At 48.3% G+C, this 20,488-nt stretch carries 18 protein-coding genes and 3 rRNA genes; 8 read left to right on the top strand and 13 right to left on the bottom strand.

Going from position 1 to position 20,488, the window contains the following annotated elements; all coding sequences use genetic code 11:
* Nucleotides 1–11: 11 nt before the first annotated feature.
* The 3 genes from rrf to JM642_RS00180 form a co-directional block, all read right to left on the bottom strand.
* Nucleotides 12–127 (bottom strand): 5S ribosomal RNA (gene rrf / locus JM642_RS00190).
* A 174-nt stretch (nucleotides 128–301) separates the two neighbouring features.
* Nucleotides 302–3,194 (bottom strand): 23S ribosomal RNA (locus JM642_RS00185).
* A gap of 319 nt (nucleotides 3,195–3,513) precedes the next feature.
* A 16S ribosomal RNA gene (locus JM642_RS00180) occupies nucleotides 3,514–5,056 on the bottom strand.
* The 16S, 23S and 5S rRNA genes sit together here, the layout of an rRNA operon.
* 515 nt (nucleotides 5,057–5,571) lie before the next feature.
* On the opposite strand from JM642_RS00180, the gene JM642_RS00175 reads away from it, so the two are divergent.
* On the top strand, nucleotides 5,572–6,120 hold the full coding sequence (locus tag JM642_RS00175; protein WP_169548732.1) for a gamma carbonic anhydrase family protein: 549 nt from the start codon (nucleotides 5,572–5,574) through the stop codon (nucleotides 6,118–6,120).
* A 54-nt stretch (nucleotides 6,121–6,174) separates the two neighbouring features.
* Here JM642_RS00175 and JM642_RS00170 read toward each other — a convergent pair whose 3' ends face one another.
* Nucleotides 6,175–6,450 (bottom strand): DUF1488 domain-containing protein, encoded by a 276-nt coding sequence (locus tag JM642_RS00170; protein WP_037413524.1) that lies wholly within the window; start codon nucleotides 6,448–6,450, stop codon nucleotides 6,175–6,177.
* 20 nt (nucleotides 6,451–6,470) lie between these two features.
* Entirely contained in the window at nucleotides 6,471–7,349 is an 879-nt protein-coding gene (gene aroE, locus JM642_RS00165) for a shikimate dehydrogenase (protein WP_203432471.1), read from the bottom strand.
* A gap of 161 nt (nucleotides 7,350–7,510) precedes the next feature.
* On the opposite strand from aroE, the gene JM642_RS00160 reads away from it, so the two are divergent.
* Nucleotides 7,511–7,948, top strand: a complete 438-nt coding sequence (locus JM642_RS00160; RefSeq protein WP_037413521.1) for a group II truncated hemoglobin — start codon at nucleotides 7,511–7,513, stop codon at nucleotides 7,946–7,948.
* 31 nt (nucleotides 7,949–7,979) lie between these two features.
* On the opposite strand, the gene hemF is transcribed toward JM642_RS00160, so the two are convergent.
* The 6 genes from hemF to JM642_RS00130 form a co-directional block, all read right to left on the bottom strand.
* Nucleotides 7,980–8,888: an oxygen-dependent coproporphyrinogen oxidase gene (gene hemF / locus JM642_RS00155; RefSeq protein WP_203432470.1), complete on the bottom strand. Its 909-nt coding sequence runs from the start codon at nucleotides 8,886–8,888 to the stop codon at nucleotides 7,980–7,982.
* A 28-nt stretch (nucleotides 8,889–8,916) separates the two neighbouring features.
* Complete coding sequence (locus JM642_RS00150; RefSeq protein WP_037413519.1) at nucleotides 8,917–9,483, bottom strand: L-threonylcarbamoyladenylate synthase; 567 nt, start codon at nucleotides 9,481–9,483, stop codon at nucleotides 8,917–8,919.
* A 129-nt stretch (nucleotides 9,484–9,612) separates the two neighbouring features.
* Nucleotides 9,613–10,176 carry a type I DNA topoisomerase gene (locus JM642_RS00145; protein WP_069455363.1) on the bottom strand — a complete coding sequence of 188 codons (564 nt, stop codon included), beginning with the start codon at nucleotides 10,174–10,176 and terminating at the stop codon, nucleotides 9,613–9,615.
* A gap of 123 nt (nucleotides 10,177–10,299) precedes the next feature.
* Nucleotides 10,300–10,776, bottom strand: a complete 477-nt coding sequence (locus JM642_RS00140) for a DUF494 family protein (protein WP_011070451.1) — start codon at nucleotides 10,774–10,776, stop codon at nucleotides 10,300–10,302.
* A 2-nt stretch (nucleotides 10,777–10,778) separates the two neighbouring features.
* Entirely contained in the window at nucleotides 10,779–11,795 is a 1,017-nt protein-coding gene (gene dprA, locus JM642_RS00135; protein WP_055647938.1) for a DNA-processing protein DprA, read from the bottom strand.
* Between the two features lie 83 nt (nucleotides 11,796–11,878).
* On the bottom strand, nucleotides 11,879–13,021 hold the full coding sequence (locus tag JM642_RS00130) for a LysM domain-containing protein (RefSeq protein WP_037429380.1): 1,143 nt from the start codon (nucleotides 13,019–13,021) through the stop codon (nucleotides 11,879–11,881).
* 125 nt (nucleotides 13,022–13,146) lie between these two features.
* On the opposite strand from JM642_RS00130, the gene def reads away from it, so the two are divergent.
* The 5 genes from def to JM642_RS00105 are packed head-to-tail and all read left to right on the top strand — an operon-like array spanning nucleotide 13,147 to nucleotide 18,796.
* Nucleotides 13,147–13,653, top strand: coding sequence for a peptide deformylase (def, locus tag JM642_RS00125; protein WP_037429378.1), 507 nt, complete (start codon nucleotides 13,147–13,149; stop codon nucleotides 13,651–13,653).
* Nucleotides 13,654–13,668: 15 nt separating this feature from the next.
* Nucleotides 13,669–14,625: a methionyl-tRNA formyltransferase gene (gene fmt, locus JM642_RS00120; protein ID WP_203432469.1), complete on the top strand. Its 957-nt coding sequence runs from the start codon at nucleotides 13,669–13,671 to the stop codon at nucleotides 14,623–14,625.
* A gap of 5 nt (nucleotides 14,626–14,630) precedes the next feature.
* Nucleotides 14,631–15,917 (top strand): 16S rRNA (cytosine(967)-C(5))-methyltransferase RsmB, encoded by a 1,287-nt coding sequence (rsmB, locus tag JM642_RS00115; protein ID WP_140907436.1) that lies wholly within the window; start codon nucleotides 14,631–14,633, stop codon nucleotides 15,915–15,917.
* Between the two features lie 15 nt (nucleotides 15,918–15,932).
* Nucleotides 15,933–17,342: a Trk system potassium transporter TrkA gene (gene trkA / locus JM642_RS00110; protein WP_037429374.1), complete on the top strand. Its 1,410-nt coding sequence runs from the start codon at nucleotides 15,933–15,935 to the stop codon at nucleotides 17,340–17,342.
* An 11-nt stretch (nucleotides 17,343–17,353) separates the two neighbouring features.
* Entirely contained in the window at nucleotides 17,354–18,796 is a 1,443-nt protein-coding gene (locus tag JM642_RS00105) for a TrkH family potassium uptake protein (protein WP_037413506.1), read from the top strand.
* A 46-nt stretch (nucleotides 18,797–18,842) separates the two neighbouring features.
* Here JM642_RS00105 and hemG (JM642_RS00100) read toward each other — a convergent pair whose 3' ends face one another.
* Complete coding sequence (gene hemG / locus JM642_RS00100) at nucleotides 18,843–19,397, bottom strand: menaquinone-dependent protoporphyrinogen IX dehydrogenase (RefSeq protein ID WP_140907435.1); 555 nt, start codon at nucleotides 19,395–19,397, stop codon at nucleotides 18,843–18,845.
* 198 nt (nucleotides 19,398–19,595) lie between these two features.
* Between hemG (JM642_RS00100) and JM642_RS00095 the strand changes: the two genes are divergently transcribed.
* Nucleotides 19,596–19,904, top strand: a complete 309-nt coding sequence (locus tag JM642_RS00095; RefSeq protein WP_011715321.1) for a metalloregulator ArsR/SmtB family transcription factor — start codon at nucleotides 19,596–19,598, stop codon at nucleotides 19,902–19,904.
* A gap of 59 nt (nucleotides 19,905–19,963) precedes the next feature.
* On the opposite strand, the gene hemG (JM642_RS00090) is transcribed toward JM642_RS00095, so the two are convergent.
* Nucleotides 19,964–20,488, bottom strand: coding sequence for a menaquinone-dependent protoporphyrinogen IX dehydrogenase (gene hemG / locus JM642_RS00090; protein WP_203432468.1), 525 nt, complete (start codon nucleotides 20,486–20,488; stop codon nucleotides 19,964–19,966).

Here is a 20,488-nt window from a genome sequence, read left to right as displayed (position 1 = left end):
CTAAATTAGGCGCTTGGCGATGACCTACTCTCACATGGGGAGACCCCACACTACCATCGGCGCGATTGCGTTTCACTTCTGAGTTCGGGATGGGATCAGGTGGGACCACAATGCTATTGTCACCAAGCAAATTTGGTATCTACTCCCCATCTTATGTGGGCAGTAAATGAATTCGGAAAGCTGGTTTGAGTTCACAAGTACATGGAGGTACTTGATGTCATAAATGCAGGTGCATTTTATGACCACTTCTTAAGTGTTTGTATTCGTCTAAGTGCTACTTAGCAAAACCCATCTGGGTTGTATGGTTAAGCCTCTCGAGTCATTAGTATCAGTTAGCTCAACGCCTCACAACGCTTACACACCTGACCTATCAACGTCCTAGTCTCGAACGGCTCTTTAGTGGACTTAAAGTCCAAGGGATGACTCATCTTGGGGCTCGCTTCCCGCTTAGATGCTTTCAGCGGTTATCGATTCCGAACATAGCTACCGGGCAATGCCATTGGCATGACAACCCGAACACCAGCGGTTCGTTCACTCCGGTCCTCTCGTACTAGGAGCAACTCCCCTCAATCATCCAACGCCCACGGCAGATAGGGACCGAACTGTCTCACGACGTTCTGAACCCAGCTCGCGTACCACTTTAAATGGCGAACAGCCATACCCTTGGGACCGACTTCAGCCCCAGGATGTGATGAGCCGACATCGAGGTGCCAAACACCGCCGTCGATATGAACTCTTGGGCGGTATCAGCCTGTTATCCCCGGAGTACCTTTTATCCGTTGAGCGATGGCCCTTCCATTCAGAACCACCGGATCACTATGACCTACTTTCGTACCTGCTCGACGTGTCTGTCTCGCAGTTAAGCTGGCTTATGCCATTGCACTAACCGTACGATGTCCGACCGTACTTAGCCAACCTTCGTGCTCCTCCGTTACTCTTTGGGAGGAGACCGCCCCAGTCAAACTACCCACCAGGCACTGTCCTTACCCCAGATAATGGGGCCAAGTTAGAACATCAACACTACAAGGGTGGTATTTCAAGGACGACTCCATCAGAACTAGCGTTCCAACTTCATAGTCTCCCACCTATCCTACACATGTAGGGTCAATGTTCAGTGCCAAGCTATAGTAAAGGTTCACGGGGTCTTTCCGTCTAGCCGCGGGTATACGGCATCTTCACCGCAATTTCAACTTCACTGAGTCTCGGCTGGAGACAGCGTGGCCATCATTACGCCATTCGTGCAGGTCGGAACTTACCCGACAAGGAATTTCGCTACCTTAGGACCGTTATAGTTACGGCCGCCGTTTACCGGGGCTTCGATCATGAGCTTCTCTTGCGATAACCCAATCAATTAACCTTCCGGCACCGGGCAGGCGTCACACCGTATACTTCCTCTTGCGAGTTTGCACAGTGCTGTGTTTTTGATAAACAGTTGCAGCCACCTGGTATCTGCGACTCCCGTCAGCTTAGAGAGCAAGTCTCATCACCAACAAGAGCGTACCTTCTCCCGAAGTTACGGTACCATTTTGCCTAGTTCCTTCAGCCGAGTTCTCTCAAGCGCCTTGGTATTCTCTACCCGACCACCTGTGTCGGTTTGGGGTACGATTCCCGCTAACCTGAAGCTTAGAAGATTTTCCTGGAAGCATGGCATCAACTACTTCATCCCCTTGGGGACTCGTCATCAGCTCTCAGTGTATAGTGACCCGGATTTGCCTAAGTCACCCACCTACCACCTTAAACGCGGACTACCAACGCCGCGCTAGCCTAGCCTTCTCCGTCTCTCCATCGCAGTTAGCGGAAGTACAGAAATATTAATCTGTTTCCCATCGATTACGCCTTTCGGCCTCACCTTAGGGGTCGACTCACCCTGCCCCGATTAACGTTGGACAGGAACCCTTGGTCTTTCGGCGAGGGGGTTTTTCACCCCCTTTATCGTTACTCATGTCAGCATTCGCACTTCTGATACCTCCAGTGTGGGTTACCCCTTCACCTTCAACGGCTTACAGAACGCTCCTCTACCGCGCAACTCTAATGAATTGCACCCGTAGCTTCGGTGGTATGTTTAGCCCCGTTACATCTTCCGCGCAGGCCGACTCGACTAGTGAGCTATTACGCTTTCTTTAAATGATGGCTGCTTCTAAGCCAACATCCTAGCTGTCTAAGCCTTCCCACATCGTTTCCCACTTAACATACACTTTGGGACCTTAGCTGACGGTCTGGGTTGTTTCCCTTTTGACGACGGACGTTAGCACCCGCCGTCTGTCTCCCGAGTAGTACTCATTGGTATTCGGAGTTTGCAAAGGGTTGGTAAGTCGGGATGACCCCCTAGCCTTAACAGTGCTCTACCCCCAATGGTATTCGCTCGAGGCGCTACCTAAATAGCTTTCGAGGAGAACCAGATATCTCCCGGTTTGATTGGCCTTTCACCCCCAGCCACAAGTCATCCGCTAATTTTTCAACATTAGTCGGTTCGGTCCTCCAGTTGATGTTACTCAACCTTCAACCTGCCCATGGCTAGATCACCGGGTTTCGGGTCTACGCCTTGCAACTAAACGCGCAGTTAACACTCGGTTTCCCTACGGCTCCGCTATTCGCTTAACCTCGCTACAAAACGTAAGTCGCTGACCCATTATACAAAAGGTACGCAGTCACGGTCTCAAGTACCGCTCCCACTGCTTGTACGTATACGGTTTCAGGTTCTATTTCACTCCCCTCACAGGGGTTCTTTTCGCCTTTCCCTCACGGTACTGGTTCACTATCGGTCAGTCAGGAGTATTTAGCCTTGGAGGATGGTCCCCCCATATTCAAACAGGATATCACGTGTCCCGCCTTACTCGTTTTCATCAAAGGTTAGTTTTCGTGTACGGGGCTATCACCCTGTGCCGCTGGACTTTCCAGACCATTCCACTAACACCCCTCTGACTTAAGGGCTAATCCCCGTTCGCTCGCCGCTACTAGGGGAATCTCGGTTGATTTCTTTTCCTAAGGGTACTTAGATGTTTCAGTTCCCCTCGTTTGCCTCATGTAGCTATGTATTCACCACATGATGACCGCTTATGCGGCCGGGTTCCCCCATTCGGACATCGTTAGCTCAAATGCTTGTTACTAGCTCGCCAACGCTTTTCGCAAGTTACTACGTCCTTCATCGCCTCTGACTGCCAAGGCATCCACCGTATACGCTTAGTCGCTTAACCATACAACCCAAATAGGTTTCACTTGCGTGAGCCACTTGAGCTGTTGCGACCAGCTGGTTTTACTTGTCTCATCTTCGACCAAGAAGATGGACTCGCCTTAGACTTGAATATTCAAGACACTTAACAAGTGTTTTAAGAACTCAATTTTTTTCGTATTAACACAACGACAGACATCATTGTATTAATTACTATCAGCTTTCCAAATTGTTAAAGAACAATGCTTACCGGCTCGCGGTGCATGTCGCTCTCCCTTCCCTTACAGGAAGTTCAACAAGCCATCTGTGTGAACACTCAGCAAACATCGAGTTAGTCGTATAGGTAAGGAGGTGATCCAGCCCCAGGTTCCCCTAGGGCTACCTTGTTACGACTTCACCCCAGTCATGAACCACAAAGTGGTGAGCGCCCCCCCGAAGGTTAAGCTACCCACTTCTTTTGCAGCCCACTCCCATGGTGTGACGGGCGGTGTGTACAAGGCCCGGGAACGTATTCACCGTGGCATTCTGATCCACGATTACTAGCGATTCCGACTTCATGGAGTCGAGTTGCAGACTCCAATCCGGACTACGACGAGCTTTGTGAGATTAGCTCCACCTCGCGGCTTTGCAACCCTCTGTACTCGCCATTGTAGCACGTGTGTAGCCCTACTCGTAAGGGCCATGATGACTTGACGTCGTCCCCACCTTCCTCCGGTTTATCACCGGCAGTCTCCCTAGAGTTCCCACCATTACGTGCTGGCAAATAAGGATAGGGGTTGCGCTCGTTGCGGGACTTAACCCAACATTTCACAACACGAGCTGACGACAGCCATGCAGCACCTGTCTCACGGTTCCCGAAGGCACAAGTCCATCTCTGGTCTCTTCCGTGGATGTCAAGAGTAGGTAAGGTTCTTCGCGTTGCATCGAATTAAACCACATGCTCCACCGCTTGTGCGGGCCCCCGTCAATTCATTTGAGTTTTAACCTTGCGGCCGTACTCCCCAGGCGGTCTACTTAATGCGTTAGCTTGAGAGCCCAGTGTTCAAGACACCAAACTCCGAGTAGACATCGTTTACGGCGTGGACTACCAGGGTATCTAATCCTGTTTGCTCCCCACGCTTTCGTGCATGAGCGTCAGTCTTTGTCCAGGGGGCCGCCTTCGCCACCGGTATTCCTCCAGATCTCTACGCATTTCACCGCTACACCTGGAATTCTACCCCCCTCTACAAGACTCTAGTTCGCCAGTTCGAAATGCTATTCCTAGGTTGAGCCCAGGGCTTTCACATCTCGCTTAACAAACCGCCTGCGCACGCTTTACGCCCAGTAATTCCGATTAACGCTCGGACCCTCCGTATTACCGCGGCTGCTGGCACGGAGTTAGCCGGTCCTTCTTCTGTAGGTAACGTCACAGATGAGCCGTATTAAGACTCACCCTTTCCTCCCTACTGAAAGTGCTTTACAACCCGAAGGCCTTCTTCACACACGCGGCATGGCTGCATCAGGGTTTCCCCCATTGTGCAATATTCCCCACTGCTGCCTCCCGTAGGAGTCTGGGCCGTGTCTCAGTCCCAGTGTGGCTGATCATCCTCTCAGAACAGCTAGGGATCGTCGCCTTGGTGAGCCATTACCTCACCAACTAGCTAATCCCACCTAGGTTCATCCAATCGCGAGAGGCCCGAAGGTCCCCCTCTTTCCCCCGTAGGGCGTATGCGGTATTAGCAGTCGTTTCCAACTGTTATCCCCCTCGACTGGGCAGATCCCTAGGCATTACTCACCCGTCCGCCGCTCGCCACCTCAGAAGTAAACTCCCTTGTGCTGCCGCTCGACTTGCATGTGTTAGGCCTGCCGCCAGCGTTCAATCTGAGCCATGATCAAACTCTTCAATTAAAAGTTTTTTGAATCCGAAGATTCGGCTCAATGAATTCTGAATCGACTTAACTTAATAAGTCGTTGTACATATTGCTATGAACACTCATTCATTGATTTAATTCTTTGATTACTCGCCAAACGGCAGAGTAATTTCGATTAACTCAACACCTGTGAGTGTCCACACAGATTTCTTGTTTAGATTGTTAAAGAGCATTTGACCATTCACTTCGCGTTACTGCTCAGCGGGTCAGGGCTGCGTATTCTACGCATTTCCCTTGTCGCGTCAAGGCGTTTTTACAAACTTCTTGAGGCTTTCGAATCAACTGCACATTTTGCATTCGATTCGCACCGAAACCGCGCTCGCTTTCGCTGTCTGCCGTGTCAGTGGATGCGCATTATAGGCAGCGAAACTTTTTGTGCAACCCCTAATTTTAAGATAATTGGCATTTTTGCACTGTTCGTTGGATATTTGACCTGACCTGTCAGTTTTTAACCTTTATAATGCTAAAAACCACTCAATTAGGGACTTTTTTATGTCTGGGCCACTCAGAACTTACCAAGGAATTCATCCACAACTCGGCGATAATGTGTATGTGGACCAAGCTTCAGTACTCGTTGGTGACATTGCTTTAGATACCGACGCGAGCATTTGGCCTATGGTGGCCGCTCGTGGGGATGTCAATCATATTCGAATTGGTAAACGCTCCAATGTACAGGATGGCAGCATATTGCACGTGACCCGCAAATCCGCTTCTCGTCCTGAAGGCCATCCACTGATTATTGGTGATGATGTGACGATTGGGCATAAGGCGATGCTGCATGGCTGCAAGGTGGGCAATCGTGTTTTAGTAGGAATGGGGGCCATTATCCTCGACGGTGCCATATTAGAAGATGATGTGATTTTAGGTGCGGGGTCGTTAGTACCACCAGGTAAAGTGCTGCAGAGCGGCTACTTATATGTCGGCAGCCCTGCGAAACAGGCGCGACCGTTAACCGAAGCGGAATTGAAGTTTTTACCCGAATCCGCAGATAACTATGTGCGCTTGAAAAACGAATACTTGGCAGAACCTAAGCCAGAGTAATGTATCTATTAAATTGGATGGCAGTGTTTAAGCTGCCATCTTGTTTATTTTGGCTTAGCCTAAGTGCACTGCGCCAAACTCATCAAACTCTTCTGCTTCAATTAAGGCTTCTGCCATTTCCTCGGCATCGAATCTAACTGCATCAAATAGCGCTAACATGGCGGCCGCTTCATCGATATTAGGCTGGGGCGAAAAGTCATTTAACTGCGCCAACTTCTGTGCGCTGATATAACACTTAATATTCATTCCCTGCTGCTGGGCAATAAAGCAAATGTGCTTTTGGGTTTCATCCCAATGTTGCAGATCGGGGAATAAAATACTCTGATTCATTTTATCTTCCTCTTGAGCCTCTATTGCGCGTCGGCCTGTAGTTTGTCCCTGAGCAATTTAAGCACTCCTGAGGTATCTGGCTCGACGCCACGCCAGAGCGCAAAACTCTTTGCCGCTTGACCCACAAGCATACCCAGTCCATCAATCACTTGCGCAGCGCCCTGTTGCACAGCCCATTGATTAAATGCCGTTGGTTTTGCGCCATACATCATATCGTAGCAAGCCGTTTTGTTGCCGATGATGGACTGTGGTAGTGGCGGTAGCTCTCCCGCTAGACTCGCCGAGGTCGAGTTAATCACTAAATCGAACTCCCCCGACAACTCTGGCATCGGCATCGACTGGAGTGTATCGCGGTAACGCCCTTGTTGTACTTGGCTAAAAATATCCACTAGGGCCTGCGCCTTAGTTTGAGTGCGGTTAGCGATGACTAGTTGACCCACTTCAGCCTTAAGCAATGGCAAGATACAGCCACGCGCTGCGCCACCAGCCCCAACTAAGAGCACCCGCTTATGCTGCAAACTGCCGAGATGGCGAATAAGATCGGCCACCAGCCCCAAACCATCGGTGTTATCACCATAAAGAGTGCCATCGGCCAACAAGCTTAGAGTATTGACCGCCCCCGCCAGCGTCGCTTCGGCACTTAGGCTGTCGCAGAGAGCAAAGGCTTGCTCTTTAAAGGGCACGGTCACATTCGCGCCCTTTCCTCCCGCCTGAAAAAATGCTCGTAAACTCGCTTCAAAACCATCGATGGGCGCCTGAATCGCTTCATAACTCAAAGGCTGCTGCGTAAGGGACGCAAACTGTCCATGAATAAAGGGCGATTTACTGTGACCTATCGGGTTACCGAACACGGCATATCGATCAAGTACTGGCGTAGTTACTGAGGGCATATCTGTCATCTGCGGGATTCTATTGGCTGTGAATGGCATGCAGTCTAGCGCGCTTTTAGGCGGTAGCACAGCTCCTAAGTTGTTGTACCTAACTTTAGCCTTCGGTTTCACAGTGACATTCAGGCTATAATGCGCGCATCGAAATTGTAGACAGCAATGCAGTTAGACCTATGAACTGGCTTAAAAAGATTTTCAGTAAACACACAAGCGTGTCGGATGACAGGGATCCGAATCAGTCTAATGCCTATGATTTAATTGGTGGCGACAAAGTGATCCGCGCGATTGCCAATAGTTTCTATCAGAAAATGGCAAGCTCAGCAGAAACACAAGCCTTATTCGCGATTCACCGTGCACCGATTGCGGAGTCGGAACAAAAGCTCTATGAATTTTTAAGTGGCTGGCTCGGCGGCCCGCAGTTATATCAGCAAAAATATGGTCATCCCGCATTACGCGCTCGGCATATGCCCTTCGCAGTAGATGAGACAATGCGGGATCAATGGCTATTTTGCATGAAGTTTGCCATTGAAAAACATATAAAAAAGCCAGAGCATCGCGCCGCTATCTATGAGGCGATTTCAACTCTGGCTGATCATATGCGTAATCAGTAACGTACTGATTACGCGACTCGTGGTAACGTGCTTATACCCAATCTCGAGGTTTGAGGTAGTTATCGTATAGATCTGCCTCTGGGCTGCCCGCCTCTGGTGTATAAGCATATTGCCAGCGTACCAATGGCGGCATGGACATCAAAATGGACTCAGTGCGACCACCAGTTTGCAGGCCGAACAAGGTACCTCTGTCGTATACCAGATTGAACTCAACATAACGACCGCGACGATACAACTGGAACTCACGCTCACGCTCGCCATAAGGCGTCTCTTTACGGCGCTCAACTATCGGCGCATAAGCGGTTAAGAAGCCATTCCCCACCGCCTGCATAAAATCGAAACTCTTATCGAAGCCAGCTTGATTCAAGTCATCAAAAAACAGTCCGCCCACGCCACGGGTTTCGTTACGATGTGGCAGGAAGAAGTACTCATCACACCACTTCTTATATTTAGGATATACGTCGTCTCCAAAGGGCAGACACAGATTTTTAGTGGTTTGATGCCACTCACGCACGTCTTCTTCGAAAGGATAGTAAGGCGTTAAGTCAAAACCACCACCAAACCACCAAACGGGATCCGCGCCGTCTTTATGGGCAATAAAGAAACGCACGTTAGCATGGGTAGTTGGAATATAAGGGTTTTTAGGGTGAATCACTAAAGAAACGCCCATAGCCTCAAAACTACGCCCCGCCAATTCTGGACGATGAGCCGTTGCCGATGCAGGCATGGCCGCACCTGTTACATGGGAAAAGTTCACCCCAGCTTGCTCGAACACTGCACCTTGGGTTAAGACACGACTGGTACCGCCACCGCCTTCAGCGCGCGTCCATGAATCGGCTGCAAAGCTTGCTTGCCCATCCAACTGCTCAAGACCCGCACAAATTCGATGTTGTAGATCGAGTAAAAATGCTTTTACCACTGTCGCATCTGGCACACTCATAGCTTTTATCCTTATTTTTATTAATTAGTTACTGTCCGTTGCGCAAAATCTTGCCACTTCGAGCATCAACAATGGTGGACGGCTGACGCTGTTGACCTAATTGGCCTAGCACTAAGGCATCTATTTTGCCTTCAAAAGCGTTGAGAATGTCATCATCACTAAGTGCGGGATCTTCGCCGGCTAAGTTGGCACTGGTTGAGACGAGTGGTTTACCCAAGGCTTGGCACAAAGCCCGCACACCTTCATGGGCGGAGACGCGCACGGCGATAGAATCAAATTCACCGGATAAATAACGCGAGACATGCGGTTTAATCGGCATCACAAAGGTAAAAGGCCCTGGCCATTTAGAAAAGGCAAACTCAAGCTGCTCGGCGCTCAACTGTGATTCATCGACATAGTCTAATAACTGTGAAAACTCGCTCGCTACTAAGATAAGGCCCTTCTGCCAAGGACGTTGTTTTACGGCGAGTAATTTTTGAATGGCAGTATCATTATCTGGGTCACAGCCTAAACCATAGACGGCTTCAGTGGGATAAGCGATAACGCCACCGTTTAACACTACGTCTTTAATGTCAGAGGGGTGCAGCTGTAACATCTTTGGATTACCTTATGAATTTAATCGTTTTTCCAAACAAATTTTGGCATCTTGGCTACCCCATCCATGGTTGGACAGGGATTATACCTAAGGCGGTTTAAGCGGCCAAACTTTTAGAGGTCGATCACACTAAAGCGCTCGTTTGTATTTACAGCTTTTTTGCGGGCATTCTAAACGCATTCCCGCCGCACCTTTACGCTCGACTAAAATCCCAAAGCCACAACTCGGACAGCTTTCGCCAACGGGTGGATAATTGACGATAAACTTACATTTGGGATACGCGCTACAGGCATAAAAACTCTTACCAAAACGGCTGGTTCGATGCTCAAGTTTACCCGTTTTACATTCAGGACAGGCCACCTCAGGTTTATCGCTCTCCTGATCAGGTCTTTCAATATGAGTACAATTGGGATATTGGGTACAGCCGATAAAAATGCCAAAACGCCCCGATTTAACCGCCAACTCATGGCCGCATGCGGGACATTTAGAACCTTCAATCACTTGGGTTTCAATCGATTCGTGCTGCACTAAAGGACGAGTATATTCACAGGTTGGATAATTATTACAGCCAATAAAACTCCCATGCTTACTGTGTTTTACCGACAACTCGCTGCCACACTCGGGGCATAACTCGTATTCTTTTTCCAGTGCATGCTCATGGGCACTAAATAGTTGTTCATCGATCTTAGACATAATCATTTACCACTAGTCATTGCGGCTAATCCGCAGATAACTCACCGCACAGGTCTCAACAAACATATGGCATCAAAAAAGGAGGGCTAGCCTCCTTTCTCATTATTTATCACGTCGCAACACTTAAGAATGTAGCCGGCCTTCTTCAGGCTGCTCAAAAATTAAATCTTCCATTTGCTCATAGGCAGACTCATGGCCGGGCGCATTAAACAGCACCATCAGAATAACCCACTTAAGATCTTCGAGGATCAAGGCAGGCTCATCAAGCTCCATGACTCTATCGATCACCATCTCACGGGTTTCGACATTAAGCACTTTAACTTGCTCTAAAAATAGCAGGAATCCACGGCACTCCACATCCAGCTTTTCCATTTCGTCTTTGGTGTAAATCCGAAACGAATGCTGATCATGATTACACAGGTAAGGCTTATCCCCTTCCTGTAACTCTGCCAGACGCTCCAACCAAGTTAAGGCTTTTAAAATCTCCGACTGATGAAAACCAGCGCGAGTGAGTTCCTTGGTTAACTCGTCTTCATCAACTAATAGTTCGACTTCACTGTGAACATAGTTTTCAAATAGATACATGAGGATATCAAACATGGCTAGCTCCTCTTTACTCTGACGTAACCACCGGGTACTGCAACAACCCAACCTTGCAACTCAAGTTCAAGCATTTGTTCTAACACCAGATCTATCGTTTTCCCACTATGTTCAACTACAGCATCAATTGTTGTAGTTTCATAACCTACACTAGCTAACAGCGATGAAAATGGCAAATCACAAATCTCACCTTGCTGTATATGGTGGCTGGAGTAGAGTTCTTCAAGATGAAAGGCTGTCAAACTTGCCAGCTCTTCCACTATATCGGCCGCGCTTTCCACAAGTTTTGCCCCATCACGTAATAAATCGTGACAGCCTTGGTGAAATCCTCCTAGGATGGAGCCAGGCACGGCAAACACCTCACGCCCTTGCTCCATAGCCAACCTTGCGGTGATGAGTGAACCACTTTTGCGACAGGCTTCAACCACCAGCGTCCCTAAAGAAAGACCGCTAATGATGCGATTTCGTTTCGGGAAATTGCCCGCAAAAGGCCCTACATCTGGCCAAAACTCGCTTATTATACAGCCTTGGCGCTGAATATCCTCATAAAGCTGCTTATGTCGGCGCGGATAAGTAATATCAATCCCAGTTCCCAGCACGGCAAGCGTTCTTCCACCATGATCAACACAAGCTTTATGCGCCGCACCATCTATCCCCATCGCCATGCCGCTACAAATACTAAATCCTAGCGCTGACATCTCTCGAGCCAATTGATAAGCCACCTGCAACCCACCAGGAGATGCATTACGGCTGCCCACAACAGCAAGAGATGGAATCGCTAGCGCCTCGACGCAGCCCTTAACAAACAAAACGCAGGGTGGATCAGTTAATTGTTTTAGCAACGGAGGATAAAGCGGATCGGAAAAACAGACTAAATGATGATGTGCCGCCTGTTGTTGCCACTCTAAAGCAGCATCGACTTTTTGATAGTCAATAACCAAGCTGTGGAGCTGATTGTCAGACAAAGGGAGCGAGTGTTTCTCATGCTCGAGCCTTTGCCTGAGGTCGTCCACATCCATGTGCGTTAATAATTGTTGTGTCCGAGCGGGTCCGAGCCCAGATACCGCACTAACAATTAACCAATCAACCAAGTTTTCAGAGATTATTGACCTCTAAAGGCTAAGGAATCTGGGGCGATTAATTTATCATCGACCCGCACAGAACGCTCCGTCGATACAATCAATCCTAAACTTGCTTTATCAAACACTTTGAATACTAATAACTTACCATTGTAAACATCAGGCATTTTGAGTGCCCTGTCAGATGAAAGTGACGCAACCACATTGTCATAGGCTGTCCGTTCCATCGAGGGCACAGGTTGGCCATCGTTATTAATCACGATTTCTTCGCCATCGCGATAAATGGAGAATACCTCGCCAGGCTCAATACCGTCCTGCGTACCTTTATCAAGATAGACAACATTGAGTTTACCGGCTTCGCGCATTTTCGACTCGATGGCCAATATGGTCGCTGGCGTCTTAAGTTCTGCGGGTTTTGGCGTAAAGTAAGCTGACATTAACGCTTCATCCTCCATAGGCAACACCCTAAAGCCCGCTTTGGTTTCACGGAAATTGCTCAGAATTTTTACCTTAGACACTTTGCCAGACTCAATGACTTGGCCCGTGGATGCCAGAATCGCTTCCTGTCCTAGCGCCTCGCCCGTTTCTTTATTAAAGAATTCTCGGCCTCGCTCATAGACTCCTAACTTTTGATGCAAAGGTAATTCGCTATTGATATAAATCACATCACCAACAATATGATGGCGCGACGGGCTTTCACCGCCGAGTACCATAGGTTGCATGCCTAGCCAGCTAGCATCAACCACACGGTTTTGAACGAGATAGTTTTGGATTAATGCCAAATCAACCGCAGGAACCGCATTGCTCTTGGCAATTACGCGTCCCTCTGGAGTTTTGCGAATATGGGGTTTTGCTTCACTGGCTCCAATACTCGCACTCGCGCCATTAAGCACTAATCTGGGTTGACCATCGATAAAGACTAAGGTGAGTTGATCACCGGGATAAATTAAATGAGGATTGGCTATTTGAGGGTTAACATCCCATAAACGTGGCCACTTCCACGGATCATTTAGAAAGGTTGCAGAAATATCCCACAGGGTATCGCCCTTCTTTACCACATATGACTCTGGATACCCTGCTTTCAACGTGAGAGTGTCAGCGTAAACCAATGTGCAATGAAAGGTCATTAACGCAAGTAAAATTAGCCGTTTCATGGTGCGGTCCATGTTGTTTAGCTCTTAAATCGAGCTTTTACTGTTATTGATAGGCACTAAAGATTAAAATTAACCCATTAGCCTCAGTCAGTATAACCAACTGATTGAGATTTGACAGACTTGTTAAGAGTTTAAGTATGGCACTATTAAAAGTTTTACGCTTTCCCGATGAAAGATTGCGAACTCAAGCACAACCTATCACAGAGTTTACTGCTGAGTTGCAAACTCAAATCGATGATATGTTCGAAACCATGTACCAAGAAAAAGGGATTGGTTTAGCCGCAACCCAGGTTGATTATCATAAACAACTGATCGTCATGGATTTACAAGACGAGGTTGAACGTCCTAAAGTCTTTATCAATCCCGAGATTATTGCCAGTAGCGGTGATTTCTGTAACGAAGAAGGTTGTCTGTCTGTCCCTGGTATCTATGCCAAAGTTGACCGCGCCGAATTTGTTACCGTTAAAGCACTGGATAGACACGGTAATGAATTCACCGTTGAAGCCGATGACCTATTTGCGATTTGCATTCAGCATGAAATGGATCACCTGAAAGGTAAGTTATTTGTCGACTACCTGTCGCCATTGAAGCGCCAACGGATCAAACAGAAACTTGAAAAAGCGGCCAAACAAGACGCCAAATAAGCATTAGGATCAGATTTGAAACCACTCAATATCATCTTCGCCGGAACACCGGATTTTGCCGCTCGCCATTTACAGGCGCTGATTAACTCACACCACAATGTGATTGCTGTTTACACACAGCCGGATAGACCCGCAGGGCGCGGTAAAAAACTCACCGCCAGCCCAGTGAAAGAGCTCGCGCTCGCCCACAATATTCCAGTTTATCAACCCGGTTCGCTACGCAAAGAACCCGCGCAGCAACAACTGGCCGCCCTTAATGCCGATATTATGGTGGTGGTTGCCTACGGTTTGATCCTGCCTAAAGTCGTGCTTGATACGCCACGTTTAGGCTGTATCAATGTTCATGGTTCAATTCTGCCTCGTTGGCGCGGTGCGGCGCCGATTCAACGCGCATTGTGGGCAGGTGATAAAGAAACCGGCGTGACGATTATGCAGATGGATGTCGGCCTAGATACGGGTGATATGCTACTAAAAACCTACTTGCCTATTGAAGATGACGATACTTCGGCAAGTCTTTACGAGAAGTTAGCCCAGCAAGGACCTGATGCGCTACTGCAAGCTCTCGAGGGTTTAGCCAACGGCACCTTAGCCGCTGAAAAGCAAGATGAAGCCTTAGCTAACTACGCCGAAAAACTCAGTAAAGAAGAAGCGAGGTTAGATTGGACTAAATCAGCAACCCAATTATGGCAAGAAGTCCGCGCCTTCAATCCATGGCCTGTGAGCTACTTTGAGCACCAAGGCAATACTATCAAGGTGTGGCAGACCCAAGTCAGCACCACCAGCAGCAATGCCGCACCCGGCACTATTATCAGCGCCAGTAAAAAAGGTATTGAAGTCACCACCGGCGATGGTGTGTTAACCCTGCTCAGCATGCAATTACCCGGTAAGAAACCCCTCAGCGTTGCAGATATTCTCAATGCCCGCGGCGAGTGGTTTACCCCAAATACTCGTCTCAATAACGAGGCGCAATAATAATGATGAACTTGCGAGCACTGGCGGCCAAAGCCATCTTCGACGTATTAGAAAAAGGCGTGTCACTTTCAGTTGCCCTGCCAGAACAGCAAAGGCATCTTGCTAGTGGTAAAGATAAAGCCCTGCTCGCCGAGCTCTGCTACGGCGTAATGCGTACTTTGCCACAAATAGAAAAACGCGTTGCCGAATGTTTGGCTAATCCGCTCAAAGGTAAGCAAAGGATCATCCACCAGCTATTGATTGTGGGTTGTTACCAGCTTTACTTCACCCGCATACCAAGCCATGCTGCCATATCCGAAACCGCAGAGGCCTGCCGACAGTTAAAATTTGAGGGTATGGTCAAGGTCGTTAATGGGGTACTGCGTAATATTCAACGCCAATTAACGCCTCTGAGCACTGAATCTGAAACCTTAAGCTACAACACGCCGGGCTGGTTAATTAAGCGCTTAAAAGCCGCTTATCCTGACAACTGGCAAGAGATAATCCAGCAAAGCCATGAGCGTCCACCTATGTGGCTACGTAACAATCGCCGCTCCCAAAGCCGCGACGAATATCTTGCTGCCCTGAGTGAACTAGAAATAGAAGCCAGTGCGGGCCTCAGTGATGATGCAATCCTGCTTGCCCATCCCAAGGATGTGGCGACATTACCACGCTTCCACGAAGGTGCGGCATCAGTGCAAGATGGCGCAGCCCAATGGGCCGCGACCCTGCTGGCCCCGCAAGCGAATGAACTGGTTCTTGATGCCTGTGCGGCTCCGGGCGGTAAAAGCTGCCATTTACTCGAACTTGAACCTAGCATCCAACTGGTTGCCGTCGATTTCGATGCCAAACGTCTCGAGCGCGTGCAACAGAACCTTGACCGTTTATCATTAAAAGCGGAAGTTATTCATGGCGATGCGGCCAATATCGACTCATGGTGGCAGGGTGAACAATTTGATCGTATCTTACTCGACGCACCTTGCTCAGCGACGGGCGTTATCCGCCGCCATCCCGATATCAAATGGTTACGCAAAAACCATGACATCGAAGAACTGGCAGAGCTGCAAAGACAAATTCTCGATCACTGCTGGAAGTGGCTCAAGCCCGGTGGCACACTCCTGTATGCAACTTGCTCTATTTTGCCGCAGGAAAATCGAGACCAAATTAGTGCATTTTTAGCCAGAACCGCAGATGCTAAGCTAGACACACTTGCCCAGCAGGCTTCAAGCCAAGATATAGGTTGGCAAATCACGCCGGGACAACACAACATGGATGGGTTTTATTACGCCCGTTTATTGAAAGCGACCCATTAGGAAGTAAGCAAGGCCATGAAAATTATCATATTAGGTGCGGGTCAAGTTGGGGGAACCTTGGCCGAAAATTTGGTGGGTGAAAACAACGATATCACCATCGTCGATAGCGACAAATCCAGATTACGCGCCCTGCAGGATAAATATGACCTTCGCGTCGTGGCGGGCCATGGTGCCCACCCCGATGTGCTCAAAGAGGCTGGCGCCGAAGATGCCGACATGCTGATTGCTGTGACGAACAGCGATGAATGTAACATGGTCGCCTGCCAAATGGCCTACAGCCTATTTGGTACACCGACTAAAATCGCCCGTATTCGCTCCGAACCTTATCTGGCGATGCGCGATAAATTATTTATCGACAGTGAGACCAAAAATAGCGATGGGCGTCCTCGCGGCGGTTTTGTGATCGATGAACTTATCGCACCTGAGCAGTTAGTGACCGCTTACATTCAACGTTTGGTTGAATATCCCGGTGCGCTGCAAGTGCTCGAATTTGCCGAAGGCCGCTTAAGTTTGGTTGCAGTTCGCGCCTATTACGGCGGCCCTTTAGTCGGTAATGCCTTGGCCGCGCTTCGCGAGCATATGCCAAATATTGATACCCGGGTGGCGGCGATTTTCCGCCAAGGTCGCCCTATCATGCCCCGCGGTACGACTATTATCGAAGCCGATGACGAAGTATTTTTCGTGGCCGACAGTCGCCATATCCGCGCGGTGATGAGTGAGATGCAAAAGCTGGATAACTCCTACCGCAATATCATGATTGCCGGCGGTGGTAACATAGGCTTAGGCCTGGCTAAACGCCTCGAGCGCACCCATTCAGTCAAATTGATTGAACACAAGTTCGAACGCGCAGAGTCTCTATCCGAACAACTTGAAAACACCACAGTATTTTGTGGTGACGCCTCAGATCAAGAGTTACTGCTCGAAGAACATATCGACCAAACCGATGTGTTTATTGCCGTCACTAACGATGATGAAGCCAATATCATGTCCGCCCTGCTAGCCAAGCGCATGGGGGCGAAAAAGGTGATGGTGCTGATCCAGCGCGAAGCCTATGTGGATATTGTGCAAGAAGCTAATATCGATATCGCGATTTCACCCCAGCAGGCGACGATTTCAGCCTTACTGACCCATATCCGCCAAGGCGATATCTGTAACGTGTATTCCTTACGCCGCGGCGCCGCCGAAGCGATTGAAGCCATTGCCCATGGCGACTCCAGCACCTCTAAAGTTGTTGGCAAGGCGATTGGCGATATCAAGCTGCCGCCGGGAACCACCATTGGCGCCATTGTGCGGAATGAGGAAGTGTTGATGGCTCATGATAAAACAGTGATTGAGCAAGGGGATCACGTGATTTTGTTTTTGGTAAACAAAAAATTTATCGGCGAAGTCGAAAAGCTGTTCCAACCTAGCGCCTTCTTCTTTTAAGTCATCATCCTATGCTGAACTTTAGACCGTTATTGTTTATTTTAGGGCTGTTTTTATCGATGTTAACAGCCTTTATGTTAGCGCCCTTACTTCTTGCCGCATTCAACGGCGAGGAGACCGTAGGCTCTTTCATGTTATCGGCTTTAGTCACTGGGATTTGCGCCAGCCTGTGTTTGCATAACGGCCAAAGTAAGGCTATTAACCTCAATATTCGAGATATGTTTCTGCTCACCAGCCTAACTTGGCTGATCGTGAGTCTGTTTGCCGCCATGCCTTTTACGCTTTACCACGGTATAGGTTATACGGATGCCTTCTTCGAGACCATGTCCGGTATTACCACCACAGGTTCAACCGTGCTCTCAGGGTTAGATACGATGGATCACAGTATCTTAATCTGGCGCTCGTTATTGCAATGGCTCGGTGGCATTGGCTTTATCGTGATGGCGGTTGCGATTCTGCCCTTCTTAAACGTTGGTGGTATGCGGCTGTTCCGCACTGAGTCATCGGATTGGAGTGACAAGGCTGTTCCTCGTACCCAAAGCATGGCTAAGCATTTATTCTTTATCTATATTTTACTGACTATTATCTGCTGTATTGCCTACCATGTTGCAGGCATGACGTGGTTTCAAGCCATCAACCATGCGATGACCACACTGTCGACGGGAGGCTATTCAACCTCAGATAATTCGATGGCGGCGTTTTCCAATTCTGCCCATTGGGTTGGTGTTGTTTTTATGGCGGCGGGAGGTTTACCCCTGCTGATGTTTGTGCAGATGATCCAACAGCGCGATTTAAGCGTTTGGAATGATGCCCAAGTCAAAGGCTTCTTATTTTTTCTGACCTTTGTTTCTTGCTTTATTGGTGTTTGGTTATGGCAAACCCGCGATATCGCCTTGATTGATGCATTACGATTATCCAGCTTTAACGTCGTATCTGTTGTGACCACAACGGGCTATGGTTTAACCGACTATGGCACGTGGGGCGCGTTTGCTAATATCGCTTTTCTGTTCTTAATGTTTGTCGGTAGCTGTTCTGGCTCGACCTCTGGCGGTATCAAAATCTTCCGCTTTCAAATTGCTGGCGCCATTATGCGCGAGCAGTTAAAGCAGCAATGTCATCCCAATGGGATATTTAGGGAGCGCTATAATAACCGCCTGATTAGTGAGGATATTGTGCGCTCGCTGATCACCTTTGTACTGCTATTTATGTTTGTGATTGTTGGGCTTTCGGTGATTTTGGTGTTGACAGGGCTCGACCCCATGACCAGTTTTACTGGCGCAATTACCGCAGTCACCAACGTTGGCCCAGGACTTGGGCCGATTATTGGCCCAGCGGGTAACTTCTCGACACTGCCCGATCTGGCTAAGTGGGCGCTTGCATTAGGTATGTTGCTAGGACGCTTAGAGATTTTAACTGTGGCCGTACTATTCCATCCCAGTTTTTGGAAATACTAGTCGTATCAGTCATCAACTAAAAATGCGCTCACAGAGCGCATTTTTATTAGGCGGGCTCAGCAACCTTGGCCAAAGTCAGCAAATGGTCGGCATAGACCTTCACATCTTCCCAGTCGGTATAATCGATCACCGCCTTAGGATCCGTTGGCCCTTTGGTGATTTTCATAATCAATTGGATCATTAATCTGTCGTACCAAGGCCACGAAGGGTAATCCACCTTACCAGCAATAATCTTCAAATCGGCGGGAGTCCAAGGTGATAAGGTTATGAATTTTTGCAGGTATTTATTGTTCTCTGGAATACGTTTTTCAGGATTACGCGCCACCACATTGACGCAGAAAAAACTGTTTGGCAACGCACTCAACGCTTGCGAATGTTGTTCAATAAACTGGAATACGCTTTTGTCATAGGTACCATAGAGTACGCAAGCCCCCAAAGCCACCAGTTGATAATCGGGCCAGTTAATCCTTGTTGCAGCCGCACTATTGATGTCGACTAAGTCAACCTCAGCACCACGCAGAGTCAATTGCTGCGCGATTGCATTCGCAATCTTGGCCGTGTGGCCACCACGGGTAAAATAAAGCACCAAAATGCGTGTCATGGGGTATTCCCGTTCCGTTAAAGTGTGGCACCATTGTGGCAATCATCGGTTAAATAAACCCCTGATAGGATCACAAATCAGCGTTGTCTCATATTCTGAAATGCAAAAATTGAGATCTGAATTGCCGAGCAGTATGATTGCGTATAGAAACATGTTCAATTAGAATTATCTAATCAAAAGCGATCAAGTGAGTACCTTATGCAAAATGATATAGATGTAAATGCAATGGTAACTAATGCGGAAAGTGCGGCTAAATGGCTTAAAGCTATAGCGAATCCTTATCGCTTAATGATTCTGTGCCTTTTACTGGATAAAGAGCTGAGCGTGACGGAACTGAATGCGACAGTTCCTTTAAGCCAATCGGCACTATCACAGCATTTAGCAGTATTGCGAGCCGAAGACTTAGTCGATACCCGTAAGAGCTCCCAGATTGTGTATTACAAGCTTAAGAATGAACAAGTCACCCAAGTGATTTCCATTCTACATAGTCGTTACTGCGCGGTATAAATCGTTAAACGACGCCATGCAGTCATAAAGCCCTAGCTGAGACTAGGGCTTTATCATTTTTACAGCTTGCTAAAGTGTGACCCAAAAGCTTCGACTTTACCCCAGTCGGTAAACTCGAAGCAGCCCTTCAGGTCAGTGGGCCCCTTAGTCATCCACATGATAAAGCGGATCATGGTGCGGTCGAATAAACCATATTTAGGATAATCAATCTTGCCGGCAAAAACTGCCAATTGCTGTGGTTGCCACAGCGATAATTTAAGGAACTTTTGCATGTAAGGATTCGTTTCTGGCGTGTTCTTTAATGGCTTACGCGCCACCACATTAACAGTGAAAAAACCGTTAATTTTTGCACTTAACACCGCGTGGCTGCGATTTACAAACTGATATAGCTCAGGTCTATGTTTACCATAACGAATACTCGCACCAATCAGCACTTTATCGAAATCGACAAGACTTAAGGCCTCGGCCTGCTCTAAGGTGACTAACGACACCTGCTCACCCGCTTGTTCGGCAACAGCTTTGATTTTTCGGCAAATTTCCAGTGTTTGGCCATCGATTGTCGAATAGATTATTAATGTCTGCAT

Source organism: Shewanella sp. LZH-2 (assembly GCF_016859145.1).
Classification (GTDB): Bacteria; Pseudomonadota; Gammaproteobacteria; order Enterobacterales; family Shewanellaceae; genus Shewanella; species Shewanella xiamenensis.
The sequence above is the reverse complement of the archived record's forward strand: the minus strand, read 5'-3'. Positions and strand labels throughout refer to the sequence as shown.